This window comes from Delftia sp. S65 (assembly GCF_016516495.1).
GTDB lineage: Bacteria > Pseudomonadota > Gammaproteobacteria > Burkholderiales > Burkholderiaceae_C > Comamonas > Comamonas acidovorans.
The window spans coordinates 27,991-40,320 of record NZ_JACVUR010000035.1 but is presented as its reverse complement, the minus strand read 5'-3'; the positions used below and the strand labels follow the sequence as shown (position 1 = coordinate 40,320).

The following is a 12,330-nucleotide window of genomic DNA, read 5'->3' as shown; positions in this document are numbered from 1 at the left end:
TCGCGCGCGGCCCAGGGCCGCACGCGGATCAAGCCCGGGGCGCGCTCTGCGGTGCGCTTCCTTCCGACAGCGTCCACCCGCCATTGCCATCGACCGCCAGCGCATGGGTATGGAAACCCGCCAGCGTGCTGCGGTGGCCCACGCTCACCAGCATGGTCGAGCGCATCTGCTCGCGCAGCAGGGTGTACAGCGCATGCTCCAGGCCCTCATCCATGGCGGAGGTGGATTCATCGAGAAAGACGATGGCGGGCCGGTTGAACAGCACGCGGGCAAAGGCCAGGCGCTGCTGCTCGCCAATCGACAGGATGCGGGACCAGTCCTGGTTCACATCCAGCTTGTCAGCCAGGTGGGCCAGGCTGACCTGGCGCAGCGCCTGCTGCAGCCGCTCGTCGTCCTGCGGCGATGCATCGGCGGGATAGGCAATGGCTGTGCGCAGGTCACCCAGCGGCAGATACGGACGCTGAGACAGGAACAGCGCCTGGTGGCCGCCCGGGCGGCCCACCGTGCCTTCGGCGTGCGGCCACAGGCCGGCAATGGACCGCAGCAAGGTGGTCTTGCCGCTGCCCGAAGGCCCCTTGATCAGCAGCGCCTGGCCGGGAATGAGCTTCAGTTGCAGGCCGCTGAGCAGGTGGTGGCCATCAGGGCGGCTGACCTGCAGGCCCTCGATGTCCAGGGCGCCGGGCTGCTCTCTGTGGACGACCTGGGGCAGTTCGCGGGTCTGGGCATTGGCATCCAGAAAGCCGCACAGGCGGTCCAGGGCAGCGCGGTACTGGGCGAAGGTGTCGTAGGAGGTTCGGAAGAAGGACAGCGCATCCTGCACCTGCCCAAAGGCCTGCGAGGTCTGCATCACATCACCGAGCTTGATGGCACCGCTGAAAAAGCGCGGCGCCTGCAGCAGAAAGGGAAAGACCACGGCCACCTGGTTGACGGTGAGGTTGAAGCCGTCGAACTTCAGGCTGCGGTAGACCAGGGCCCAGACATTGGCGATCAATGCCGAGAAGCGCGTCAAAAGCGTGTTGCGTTCGATGGCCGCGCCCTGGTAGAAGGCGATGTTCTCCGCATATTCACGCACGCGCACCAGGGCGTAGCGGAAGTTGGCGGTGAGCCTCTCGTTCAGGAAGTTCAGCCGGATCAGCGGCTGGCCCAGGCGAAAGGCGATCAGCGTGGCGATGATCACATAGACGTAGACCGCAAAGACCATGGCCCGCGGAACCTCCACGCCCGCCACGGCAATGGGCGCGGACAGCCCCCAGAGAATGCCCGTGAACGCCACCAGCGAGACCACGGCGCTGACGGCGCCCAACGCCAGGGTCAGCGAGTTCGAGACAAAGGTGTTCACATCCAGCTCGATGCGCTGATCGGGGTTGTCCACGGGCTCGTCCAGGAAGTGGCTGCGGTAGTAGGCATCGCCGCGCATCCAGTCGGTGGTCACGCGCTCGTTGAGCCAGACCCGCCAGCGGATGCGGAACGCCTGGTTCACGTAGTAGTTGAACAGCTCGCGCATCACATGGATGGTGGCCAGCACCGCGAAGATGCCCAGGAATCGCCAAAAGCCCTTCTGGTCCAGTTCCTGCAGCGCGCTGTAGAACCCGTTGTACCAGTAGGAAAACAGCACGTTCATGCGCACCGAGACCAGGGCCAGCACCAGCAGCAGCGTGAACACCAGCAGCGGCCACCAGCTGTTTCTGGGGTGCAGGAACGGGCCGGCCAACTGCCAGAACTGCCGCCCCCAGCGGGTGAATCGAACCAGCAGCAGCGCCACGGCCGCGAAAGCCACGACGGTGATCACTGAGGCCGCCGCCAGCCAGACCAGGCTTTCCTGCAGCGCCTTGCTCCAATCCATGTCCATGCCGGAGATCCTCGGGTTGTGTGGGTGGAGAGAATCTACTCCTGTTCAGGCAGGCCGGCGGGCAGGCCCGGGTGCATGCCGGCAGCAAGCCATCTGCGCTTGCAATGCCCCCATCGCCGTTGCCGATGGGGCCGCTGCCGACGAGGCCGCTGCGCAGGATTAATATTCCGTGCGTGCCACCCCGAGGCAGGCACGGAGACAGGATCGGCCCGCACGGTTCCACCCCATGACAACAGCGATGCCGTCCCCGGGCCCTGCCCGGGCGGCCCAGACACAAGCCAGAACATGCCCGCATCGCCGCCCCAGGCTTCCCCGCCACACGACACCGCCGATGCGCCTGCCCAGCGCCCCGCCCCCTCCAACCTGCGCGACCTGTTCTGGTCCTTCACCTGGCTGGCCCTGCAGGGCTTTGGCGGCGTGCTGGCCGTGGTGCAGCGCGAGCTGGTCGAGAAAAAGCGCTGGCTGACCAACGACGAGTTCGTGGAGGACTGGGCCGTGGCCCAGATCATGCCCGGGCCCAATGTGGTCAACCTGTCCATCACCATTGGCGAGCGCTACTTCGGCTGGCGTGGCGCCGTGGTCGCCGTGTGCGGGATGCTGTGCTTTCCCATGCTGCTGGTGCTGACGCTGACCGTGATCTATTCGCAGCTGGCCGACCACCCCGCCATGGCCGGGGCGCTTCGCGGCATGGGCGCCGTCGCGGCCGGCCTCGTGGCGGGCATGGGGCTGAAGCTGACCAGCACGCTGAGCCGCCACCCGCTGGGGCGCTGGTGCAGCGCGGCCCTGGCGCTGGCCTCGTTCATTGCCATGGCCGTGCTGCGCGTGCCGCTGGCCTGGGTGCTGCTGGTGGTCGGCGGTGCCGGCTGCGTGCTGACCTGGAGAAAGCTCGCCCCATGAACGCCGCCCACCAGATCGCCCTGAACCTGCAGCCTGCCGACTGGCTGCAGTTGCTGCTGTATTTCCTGACGCTGTCGCTGATGGCCGTAGGCGGCGCCATTGCCACGGCGCCCGACATGCACCGCTTCCTGGTCGATGGCCACGGCTGGCTCAGCGAGGCGCAGTTCAGCAGCTCCATCGCCATCGCCCAGGCGGCGCCCGGGCCCAATGTGCTCTTCATCGCCCTGCTGGGCTGGAACCTGGGCCTGAACGCGGGCGGGGGCACCGGGCCGCTGGCATGGACCTTTGGCGCGCTGGGCGTGACCATCTGCATGGTCGGCATCCTGCTGCCAAGCTCCGTGCTGGCCTGGCAGGCCTCGCGCTGGGGCCAGCGCAACAGGAACCGGCGCGGCGTGCGTGCCTTCAAGCAGGGCATGGGGCCGCTGGTCATCGGGCTGCTGCTGGCCACGGGCTGGCTGCTGGGCAGCGCCAGCGGCCGCCCGGCCCAGGACTGGCGCCTGTGGCTGCTGACCCTGGCTTGCGCCCTGCTGGTGTGGCGCACGCGCATCCACCTGCTGTGGCTGCTGGGCGCGGGCGCGCTGCTGGGTGCGCTGGGCTGGATCTGAGAGGTCCTGAGGACTACCCTGGTTTTTTCGTCAAAAGGAGCCGTACATGGCGCAAGCCCCTTCCCTCCGTTCCCTGGGCCGCAGCGGCCTGCAGGTCTCGCCGCTGTGCTTTGGCGGCAATGTCTTCGGCTGGACCGTGGACGAGGCCACGTCGTTCTCGCTGCTCGACGCCTGGCTGGATGCCGGCATGAACTTCATCGACACCGCCGACGTGTACTCGCGCTGGGCGCCGGGCCATGCGGGCGGCGAGTCGGAGACCGTGATCGGCAAATGGCTCAAGCGCAGCGGACGGCGCGCCGACATCGTGCTGGCCACCAAGGTCGGCAAGGACATGGGCGAGGGCCGGGTGGGCCTGCGCCCCGAGTACATCCGCCAGGCCGTGGATGCCTCGCTGCAGCGCCTGCAGACGGACTACATCGACCTGTACCAGTCGCATGACGACGACGCCAGCGTGCCGCTGGCCGATACCCTGGGCGCCTTTGCCGACCTGATCGCCGCAGGCAAGGTGCGGGCCATCGGCGCCTCCAACCACAGCGCGCCGCGCCTGGCCGAGGCCCTGCGCACCAGCGCCGAGCTGGGCCTGCCGCGCTACGAGAGCCTGCAGCCGCTGTACAACCTGTACGACCGCGCCGTGCTGGAGCGCGATCTGGCGCCGCTGTGCGCGGCCGAGCAGGTGGGCATCATCAACTTCTATGCGCTGGCAGCGGGTTTTCTGACGGGCAAGTACCGCAGCAGCGAAGACGCAGCCAAGAGTGCGCGCGGCGGCAAGACCGTGGCCACCTACCTGAACCCGCGCGGCCTGCGCATTGTGCAGGCCCTGGACGCTGTGGCCGCGCGCCTGAACAGCCAGCCCGCGTGCGTGGCCCTGGCCTGGCAGATGCAGCGCCCGTTTGTGACTTCGCCCATCGCAAGCGCGACCTCGCTGGCCCAGTTGCAGCAACTGGTGGAGGCCACGCGCCTGCAGCTGTCGGCTCAGGACGTGGCCGAGCTCAACCAGGCCAGTCAGGAAGAAGGCGCAAGGGACTGACCTGCGCAGGCCAGGGCAGCCTGCCCGCCCTGGCCCGGGGCCTCTCAGCCCGCCAGCAGCGCGGGCAGGATCTGGGCCGATGGGCCGCGCAGGCACTGGTGCGCTGCGTCATCCAGCTCGGAAGGTGCCGGGTTGATGACGGCCACGTGCGCGCCTGCCCGGCGCGCGATTCGGGCCAGCCCCGCTGCCGGATACACGGCGCCCGAGGTGCCGACCACCAGCAGTACCTCGCAGCGCTGCACGGCAGCCTCGGCGGCCTGCCATACGCCCATGGGCAGGGACTCGCCGAACCAGACCACGCCCGGGCGCACCAGGTTGCCGCAAACAGGGCACTGCGGAGGCTCGCCAGGGTTCTGCCCGGCCAGGTCGCAGCAGGCGCGGGGCCGCTCGAGCCAGCGGTCGCGCATCAACTCGCCATGCAGGCACAGCACGCCGGGGCTGCCCGCGCGCTGGTGCAGGCCATCCACGTTCTGCGTGACCAGGGTCATGCGGCCCGGGTGCTGCAAGGCCCACTGCGCCAGCGCATGGTGGCCTGCATTGGGCTGCACTGCCGCCACGGCCTCGCGCCGGTGCGCATACCACTGCCACACGCGCTGCGGATGGGCGCGAAAGCCCGCCTCGCTGGCCATGTCCTGCGGGTTGAACTGCGCCCAGTAGCTGTTCTTGTCATCGCGGAACGTGGGCACGCCGGACTCGGCACTGACGCCTGCGCCCGTGAGCACGGCGATGTGCGCTGCATGCGCGATGCGCTCGCGCAGCTCGTGCAGCTCACCCTGGCCGGGCAGTTCGGCGGCAGCCGCAGGCAGCGAAGTGGGGGAAGGTTCGTCGGGCATTGGAGGGCGAAGGAAAAAAAGCAGGCCATTGTGCGGCAGCGCCGCCCCAGGGCGCATCAAATGCCTTTTTCCACCATCTCCAGCAGGCGCAGCGCCAGCGCACGCCGCTGCTCGGGTGTGGCACGGCGCAGCGGGCCGTCGATCACCAGCAAGGCCATGCCGTGCACGGCCGACCAGGCCAGGAACTCGGCCTGGGGACGGCGCTCGGGCGGCAGCACGCCGGCCTCGGCCATGCTGTCCAGCGCGTAGCCCAGCAGCTCGAACGGGTTCAGGCCCATGGCCGCCGCACGCGTGGTGTCGGGCGGCAGGTCCACGTCGTACTCGACGGAGGCAAAGGCCGTGCGGAACCAGCCGGTCTCCGTCTGGGCAAAGCCCAGGTAGCCCCGGCCCACGGCGGCCAGCAAGGCGCGTGAGCGCAGCAGCACATCGGGCAGGGTATGGGCCTGGGCCATTTCGGCCTCGATGGCTGTGGCCAGTGCGCCCAGGGCGGCGGCGCGCACGGCGTCAAACAAGGCCTGGCGGTTGGCAAAGTGGCGATAGGCGGCATTCGGCGCCACGCCCGCCCGGCGCGTGGCCTCGCGCAGCACGATGGCCTGGGGACCACCTTCGCGCGCCAGTGCCAGGCCAGCCTCGACCAGGGCCTGGCGCAGGTCGCCGTGGTGATATGACTCACGCCTGACACGTCGCTGCGTCACTGTTTTGGTTCCTTTTTTTTTCTGCATGACCACGTCACACGCAAGGGACGACAGCCCTGCCCCGCCGATTTACAGCTTGACACCGAAGCTGACAGCGCCTGATGTGGACAGCGTCCATTTTAGTCCCTAGCATATGTGAACGGCGTACACACGCCGGGCAGAAATCGATAAAAAGCCGGCATCGAACGGCAAAAACGGTTTTCACCGTCACCAAGGAGACAAGCATGGCTTTGCACACCGGCCGCATCCAGCCCTGCCTCTGGTTTGACAACCAGGGCGAGCAGGCGGCGCGCTTCTATACGGAAGTCTTTCCCGATTCCCGCATCACGGCCATTGCCCGCTATGGCGAAGCCGGCCACGACATCCACGGCAGGCCGGCCGGCAGCGTGATGACGGTGCAATTCGAGCTGGACGGCCAGCCCTTTCTGGCGCTCAACGGCGGCCCGATGTTCCGCTTCAACGAGGCCGTCTCGCTGATGGTCAGTTGCGATACGCAGGACGAGATAGATCACTACTGGGGCGCCCTGTCCGAGGGCGGCGACCCGGCGGCGCGTCAATGCGGCTGGCTCAAGGACCGCCATGGCCTGTCTTGGCAAATCGTTCCGGCCCAGATGGCCGGCTGGATGGGGGGGCCCGACATGGCCGCCGCCCAGCGCGTGATGCAGGCCCTGCTGGGCATGCAAAAGCTGGACATCGCCGCTCTTGAGCGCGCGCATGACGGCCGCTGAGGCCTCCGGCGCCCATCCTCCCACTCCTCTCCCCCTCCCCTCGCCACCATCCACTTCAGGAGCGTTCCATGCAATTCATCCCCTATCTGAACTTCAACGGCAACTGCGCCGAGGCCTTTGCCTTCTACGCCAGGCTGTTCGGCGGCACCATCGTGCACCAGAGCACCTTTGGCGAGACACCGGGCATGGAGCAGATGCCCGATTCCGCCAAGGGGCTCATCATGCATGCCCACCTGCAGATCAAGGACCAGGCGCTGATGGCCTCGGACGCCACCGACAACTGCGGTGGCGGCGGCTACCAGCAGGCCCAGGGCATGTGGATCTCGATCGGCGTGGACGACGCCACCGAAGGCGGCCGCATCTTCAACGCGCTGGCCGAAGGCGGCAAGGTGACCATGCCCTTCCAGGCCACGTTCTGGTCGCCGGGCTTTGGCATGGTGACGGACCGCTTCAACACACCCTGGATGGTCAACGTCAAGGGCGAGGCCTGAACAAGGCCGGCCGACACATTGCCTCTGTCACCCAAGAAGGAGTCTTCATGAACGCCAACCCAGTCGTCTGGTTCGAGATCCATGTGCAGGACATGGCGCGTGCGCGCCGGTTCTATGAAACCGTCTTCCAGGGCAAGCTGGAGCATCTGCCCGCGCCAGATGGCTCCGACAGCCAGGAGATGCTGTCCTTTCCGATGGACATGACAGGCCCCGGCGCGGGCGGAATGCTGGTGCGGATGGACGGCGCACCTTCCGGCGGCGGCGGCACCCTGGTCTATTTCGGCTGCGAGGACTGCGCCATCGAACAGGGCCGCGTCGAGGCCGCAGGCGGGCGCATCGAGCAGGCCAAATTCTCCATAGGCCCCCACGGGCACTGCGCCGTCGTGGTGGACACAGAGGGCAACCGAATCGGCCTGCATTCCATGCAATGAGGAGTGCCATGACAGCACAAGACATTCCCGACCATGCCAATGACCTGGTGCTCACGCGCCTGCTGGACATTTCCGCCGACAGGCTCTACCGCTGCTGGACCGAACCCGCGCTGATCCAGCAATGGTTTGCGCCCAGCCCCTGGAGCGTGTCCTGCGTGGACAACGATGTGCGGCCCGGCGGCCACAGCCTCATCGTCATGCGCAGCCCTGAAGGCCAGGAGATGCCCGGCAGCGGCGTCTATCTGGAAGTCATTCCCAACCGCCGCCTGGTCTTCACCGACGCATTCACCCAAGGCTGGGTGCCAGCCGACAAGCCCTTCATGACGGGCATCGTCAGCTTTGACCCCGAAGGCAGCCAGACCCGCTATACCGCCCGGGTGCGGCACTGGAGTGCTGCCGACCGCGCCCAGCACGAAGCCATGGGTTTTCACACCGGCTGGGGCCAGTGCACTGACCAGCTGGCCGAGCTCGCAGCCCGGCTCTGAAGCCGGATTTCACCAGGAGAGAGCCATGCACTACATCGACGGATTCGTGCTGCCCGTTCCCCGGGCCAACCTGCAGGCCTACCGCGAGGTGGCGCAGGCCGCAGGCAAGGTATGGATGGAGTACGGCGCGCTGCAGTACTGGGAATGCGCGGGCGATGACGTGCCCATGGGCAAGCTGACCTCGTTTCCCCAGGCCGTGCAGCTCAAGGAAGGCGAGGTCGTGTTCTTCTCATGGATCATCTATGCGTCGCGCGCGGAGCGCGACCGCATCAATGCCGCCGTCATGAAGGACCCGCGCATTGCCTCCATGGACCCGGCCACCATGCCCTTCGACGCCAAGCGCATGTTCTGGGGCGGCTTCGAGAGCGTGGTGGAACTGGGCACGGGCGAGGGTGCAAGTGCGGGCGCCATCGGCGCGCCGGCCTAGATCTGGTCAGCCGGGGCGGCAGACACGGCAGGCGTGGTGCCCTGGCCGCGCTGGCGCAGCGCTTCGTACAGGCACACGCCGCTGGCCACGGACACGTTGAGGCTGGAGACGGCGCCCATCATGGGGATGCCGATCAGCTCGTCGCAGGTCTTGCGCGTGAGCTGGCGCATGCCGTCGCCTTCGGCGCCCAGCACCAGGGCCGTGGGGCCCGTGAGGTCCACCTCGTACAGGGTCTTGGGCGCATCGTCGCTGGTGCCGATGATCCAGATGTCGCGCTCCTTGAGCTCATTGAGCGTGCGCGCCAGGTTGGTGACCATGAAATAGGGCACGGTCTCGGCCGCGCCGCTGGCCACCTTGGCCACGGTGGCGTTCACGCCCACCGCATGGTCCTTGGGCGCAATCACCGCATGGGCTCCGGCGCCATCGGCCACGCGCAGGCAGGCTCCCAGGTTGTGCGGATCGGTCACGCCGTCCAGCACCAGCAGCAGCGGCTTGCTGATGCCGTCAGCCTCCAGCTGCTCCAGCAATTCGTCCAGCGAATGCACCTGGGCCACCGCCTCCACGCGCGCGGCCACGCCCTGGTGGCCATGGCTGCCGGCCAGCTTGGCAAGGCGTTCGCCGTCGGCCTCGATCAGCCGGACGCCGGCCGACTTGGCACGGTCGAGGAACTGGCGCATGCGCGCATCGCGGCGCGTGGCCTCGTAGTAGACCTCGATGATGGATTGGGGCGCGGTCTTCATGCGCACGCCGACGGCGTGGAAGCCGAAGAGAACTTTGGGGGACGACATGGGGCGCAATTATCCCGCCAATTGAGCGGTGCCCCGGGCCCCGCCTTGCGAAGTCCGTCTGCGCGCAACGGCTCCTGTGGTTTTTACGTAGCCGCTACACTGCGCGGCTTGGCCGCCTTCCAGCAGCCCCTGCACATTGCGGCATGCACCGTAGCCACGGGCATGCCGCTTTGCATTTTTCCATCGCTTGAGTTTTTTCCTTTTCTTTGCCAACCATCATGCTCAAAGCCCTCTTCGCCCGGCTTGCCCGCACCAGCCTGGTCGGCCAGATCGCCATCAGCCTGGTCGCTGGCGGCCTGCTGGCCTGGCTCTGGCCCGAGGCCGCCCAGTCCGTGTCCCTGCTGGGCACGCTGTTCATCTCCGCCCTCAAGGCCGTGGCGCCCGTGCTGGTGCTGCTGCTGGTGGTCTCGGCCACCAGCAACCACCGGCCTGGCCAGGCCACGCAGATCCGCCCCATCCTGTGGCTGTATGTGCTGGGCACCTTTGCGGCGGCCGTGGTCGCCGTGGCGGCCAGCATGGCCTTCCCTTCCACCATCCAGTTCAAGGATGCCGCCCCGGCCCAGGGCGCGCCCGGGCGCATTGGCGAAGTGCTGATGGCCCTGGTGCAAAGCGCCTTCGACAACCCCGTGCGTGCGCTGATGAATGCCAACTACATCGGCATCCTCGCCTGGGCACTGGCCATGGGCATGGCCCTGCGCCATGCCTCGGAGTCCACGCGCACCGTGATGCAGGACCTGGGCCAGGCCATCACCCGCGTGATCCAGGGCGTGATCCGTCTGGCGCCGCTTGGCATCTTCGGCCTGGTGGCCGGCACCTTTGCCCAGTCGGGCCTGGAAAAGCTGCTGGACTACGCGCACCTGCTGGCCGTGCTGCTGGGCTGCATGCTCTTCGTGGCCCTGGTGGTGAACCCGCTCATCGTCTGGACACAGACGCGCCGCAACCCCTATCCGCTGGTGCTGACCTGCCTGCGCGAGAGCGCGGTGACGGCCTTCTTCACGCGCAGCTCGGCCGCCAACATTCCGGTGAATCTGGCGCTGGCCAAGCGCCTGGGCCTGGATGAGGACACCTACAGCGTCTCCATCCCGCTGGGCGCCACCATCAACATGGCCGGCGCCGCCGTCACCATCAGCGTGCTCTCGCTGGCTGCGGCGCACACGCTGGGCATCGAGGTCGATCTGCTGACCGCCATCTTGCTGTGCGTGGTGTCCGCGGTCTGCGCCTGCGGCGCCTCGGGCGTGGCCGGCGGCTCGCTGCTGCTGATTCCGCTGGCCTGCAGCCTGTTCGGCATCTCCAACGATCTGGCCATGCAGGTGGTGGGCGTGGGCTTTGTGATCGGCGTGATCCAGGACTCGGCCGAAACCGCGCTGAATTCCTCGACCGACGTGATCTTCACGGCAGCTGCCTGCGAGGCAGCCGGGCGCCGTGAGGCCGTGGCGGCCTGAGCGCCACCCCTTGCTGGCGTCCGATCAGGCCGCCAGCGCCTGCCCATCTTCGATGCTGGCGACGCGGCCGGCCTCGATGGTCACGCGGCGCTCGCAGCGCGCGGCGATGGCTCGGTCATGGGTGACCATGACCAGCGTCGTGCCGCGTTCGCGGTTGAGCGCGAACATCAACTCCATAATGGTTTCGCCGGTCGCAAAGTCCAGGCTGCCCGTGGGCTCGTCGGCCAACAGCACGGCGGGCTCGACCACGAAGGCGCGGGCCAGCGCCACGCGCTGCTGCTCGCCGCCCGACAGCAGCTTGGGATAGTGACCCAGGCGCTGGCCCAGGCCCACGCGCTCCAGCATCTCGGTGGCGCGGCGGCGGGCCTCGCGGCTGCCCGCCAGCTCCAGCGGCAGCATCACGTTCTCCAGCGCCGTCAGATTGCCCAGCAGCTGGAAGCTCTGGAACACAAAGCCGAGCTTTTGCGCGCGCACGGCGGCGCGTGCATCCTCATCCAGCGCGAACATGTCCTGGCCCTGCAGCCGCACCGTGCCGCGCGTGGGCGTATCCAGGCCGGCAAGAATGGACAGCAGCGTGCTTTTGCCCGAGCCCGAGGCACCGACGATGGCCACGGTTTCCCTTGCGGCAAAACGCAGATCGATATCCCGCAGAATATCCAGTGTTCCGGTCGAATCGCTGACCGACTTGAAGACATGCTCGACTTCGATCAGGGGCTGGGCAGTGCTTTGTGACATGGAGGATGGGAAGACGATGCAAGACAAGCTGCGCGCAATGCGCCGACGCCGCCACTTTATATCGGCCGGCTTGGCCTTCGGCCTGCTGGGTACTTGGACGGCCACGTCCACATGGGCAGCCGAGACGGGCCCGCTGCTGGTGCTGGGCGACTCGCTGAGTGCCGAATACGGACTGGCCCGTGGCACGGGCTGGGTGGCACTGCTGCAAAAGCGCCTGCAGGAGAGCCCAAAGAATGTGCCGCTGGTCAACGCCAGCGTGAGCGGCGAGACCACCTCGGGCGGCCGCTCTCGCCTGCCTGCCTTGCTCAAGCAGCACAAGCCATCGGTGGTGGTGATCGAATTGGGTGGAAACGATGCGCTGCGGGGTCTGCCGCTGCAAAGCACGCAGGGCAATCTGGACGCCATGGTGCGCGCGGCCCGGGATGCCGGAGCCAAGGTGCTGCTGGTGGGCATGCAGGTGCCGCCCAACTATGGCAGCGGCTATACGCGCCAGTTCGAGCAGTTGTTTGCCAAGGTTGCGCAGGAGCAGAAGGTGCCGCTGGTGCCCTTCCTGCTGGCCGGCATCGGTGATGCGGCCGATTCGGCCCAGTGGTTCCAGGCCGACCGCATCCACCCCACGGCCAAGGCCCAGCCGCGCATGCTGGACAACGTCTGGCCCCAGCTCAGCAAGCTGCTGCCCTGAGCTCAGGGCAGGCAGGGTGTCAGTTGCTGCGGCCTTCCTCGCCGGGACGGGCTGCTGCAGGAGATGCCTGCGCATTACCTTCTGAGCCGCCGCCCTCATGGTCGTCGGGTCTTTTTTCAGCCTTGGCCTTCTCCTTCTCTAGCTTCTTCTGCTTCTTGGCCAGTTCGCGCTGGCGTTTTTCATAGGCGTAATTGGGTGTCGCCACAGGTGGACTC

The 12,330-nt window shown here is 67.5% G+C and carries 16 protein-coding genes; 10 read left to right on the top strand and 6 right to left on the bottom strand.

What is annotated here, in order from left to right:
* Positions 1-28 precede the first annotated feature (28 nt).
* Positions 29-1,849: an ABC transporter ATP-binding protein/permease gene (locus tag IAE24_RS22910; protein WP_199960360.1), complete on the bottom strand. Its 1,821-nt coding sequence runs from the start codon at positions 1,847-1,849 to the stop codon at positions 29-31.
* A gap of 285 nt (positions 1,850-2,134) precedes the next feature.
* On the opposite strand from IAE24_RS22910, the gene IAE24_RS22905 reads away from it, so the two are divergent.
* From IAE24_RS22905 to IAE24_RS22895, 3 genes are read left to right on the top strand one after another with little or no spacing between them, the layout of a single operon-like run.
* Positions 2,135-2,746, top strand: coding sequence for a chromate transporter (locus IAE24_RS22905; protein WP_097202225.1), 612 nt, complete (start codon positions 2,135-2,137; stop codon positions 2,744-2,746).
* Positions 2,743-3,351, top strand: a complete 609-nt coding sequence (locus tag IAE24_RS22900) for a chromate transporter (protein ID WP_192366741.1) — start codon at positions 2,743-2,745, stop codon at positions 3,349-3,351. The genes IAE24_RS22905 and IAE24_RS22900 overlap by 4 nt, the downstream gene beginning before the upstream one ends.
* A 46-nt stretch (positions 3,352-3,397) precedes the next feature.
* Positions 3,398-4,378, top strand: a complete 981-nt coding sequence (locus IAE24_RS22895) for an aldo/keto reductase (RefSeq protein WP_199960361.1) — start codon at positions 3,398-3,400, stop codon at positions 4,376-4,378.
* A 44-nt stretch (positions 4,379-4,422) separates the two neighbouring features.
* On the opposite strand, the gene IAE24_RS22890 is transcribed toward IAE24_RS22895, so the two are convergent.
* Both IAE24_RS22890 and IAE24_RS22885 read right to left on the bottom strand, forming a co-directional pair.
* Positions 4,423-5,268, bottom strand: coding sequence for an SIR2 family NAD-dependent protein deacylase (locus IAE24_RS22890; protein ID WP_043796117.1), 846 nt, complete (start codon positions 5,266-5,268; stop codon positions 4,423-4,425).
* Entirely contained in the window at positions 5,268-5,906 is a 639-nt protein-coding gene (locus IAE24_RS22885; RefSeq protein WP_088164529.1) for a TetR/AcrR family transcriptional regulator, read from the bottom strand. The genes IAE24_RS22890 and IAE24_RS22885 overlap by 1 nt, the downstream gene beginning before the upstream one ends.
* Positions 5,907-6,130: 224 nt before the next feature.
* Here IAE24_RS22885 and IAE24_RS22880 point away from each other — a divergent pair, with 224 nt between their 5' ends.
* The 5 genes from IAE24_RS22880 to IAE24_RS22860 all read left to right on the top strand — a co-directional run bounded on the left by IAE24_RS22880 (position 6,131) and on the right by IAE24_RS22860 (position 8,468).
* Complete coding sequence (locus tag IAE24_RS22880) at positions 6,131-6,634, top strand: VOC family protein (protein WP_013802188.1); 504 nt, start codon at positions 6,131-6,133, stop codon at positions 6,632-6,634.
* A 68-nt stretch (positions 6,635-6,702) separates the two neighbouring features.
* A complete protein-coding gene (locus tag IAE24_RS22875) occupies positions 6,703-7,125 on the top strand; it encodes a VOC family protein (RefSeq protein WP_034394280.1) in 423 nt (140 codons plus the stop codon).
* Between the two features lie 47 nt (positions 7,126-7,172).
* Positions 7,173-7,556 carry a VOC family protein gene (locus IAE24_RS22870; RefSeq protein ID WP_013802186.1) on the top strand — a complete coding sequence of 128 codons (384 nt, stop codon included), beginning with the start codon at positions 7,173-7,175 and terminating at the stop codon, positions 7,554-7,556.
* 8 nt (positions 7,557-7,564) lie between these two features.
* Entirely contained in the window at positions 7,565-8,041 is a 477-nt protein-coding gene (locus IAE24_RS22865) for an SRPBCC family protein (protein WP_199960362.1), read from the top strand.
* A gap of 25 nt (positions 8,042-8,066) precedes the next feature.
* Positions 8,067-8,468 (top strand): DUF1428 domain-containing protein, encoded by a 402-nt coding sequence (locus IAE24_RS22860; protein WP_199960363.1) that lies wholly within the window; start codon positions 8,067-8,069, stop codon positions 8,466-8,468.
* On the opposite strand, the gene rlmB is transcribed toward IAE24_RS22860, so the two are convergent.
* Positions 8,465-9,256 (bottom strand): 23S rRNA (guanosine(2251)-2'-O)-methyltransferase RlmB, encoded by a 792-nt coding sequence (gene rlmB / locus IAE24_RS22855; RefSeq protein ID WP_012205857.1) that lies wholly within the window; start codon positions 9,254-9,256, stop codon positions 8,465-8,467. The two genes, IAE24_RS22860 and rlmB, sit on opposite strands and share 4 nt — an antisense overlap.
* Before the next feature lie 218 nt (positions 9,257-9,474).
* Here rlmB and sstT point away from each other — a divergent pair, with 218 nt between their 5' ends.
* Positions 9,475-10,698, top strand: coding sequence for a serine/threonine transporter SstT (gene sstT / locus IAE24_RS22850; RefSeq protein ID WP_013802183.1), 1,224 nt, complete (start codon positions 9,475-9,477; stop codon positions 10,696-10,698).
* Between the two features lie 24 nt (positions 10,699-10,722).
* Here the strand turns inward: sstT and IAE24_RS22845 are convergent, their stop codons facing one another.
* A complete protein-coding gene (locus IAE24_RS22845; protein ID WP_199960364.1) occupies positions 10,723-11,433 on the bottom strand; it encodes an ABC transporter ATP-binding protein in 711 nt (236 codons plus the stop codon).
* A gap of 16 nt (positions 11,434-11,449) precedes the next feature.
* On the opposite strand from IAE24_RS22845, the gene IAE24_RS22840 reads away from it, so the two are divergent.
* Positions 11,450-12,115 carry an arylesterase gene (locus IAE24_RS22840; protein ID WP_034398647.1) on the top strand — a complete coding sequence of 222 codons (666 nt, stop codon included), beginning with the start codon at positions 11,450-11,452 and terminating at the stop codon, positions 12,113-12,115.
* Between the two features lie 19 nt (positions 12,116-12,134).
* Here IAE24_RS22840 and IAE24_RS22835 read toward each other — a convergent pair whose 3' ends face one another.
* Positions 12,135-12,320: a hypothetical protein gene (locus tag IAE24_RS22835; RefSeq protein WP_084027362.1), complete on the bottom strand. Its 186-nt coding sequence runs from the start codon at positions 12,318-12,320 to the stop codon at positions 12,135-12,137.
* Positions 12,321-12,330: the final 10 nt, after the last annotated feature.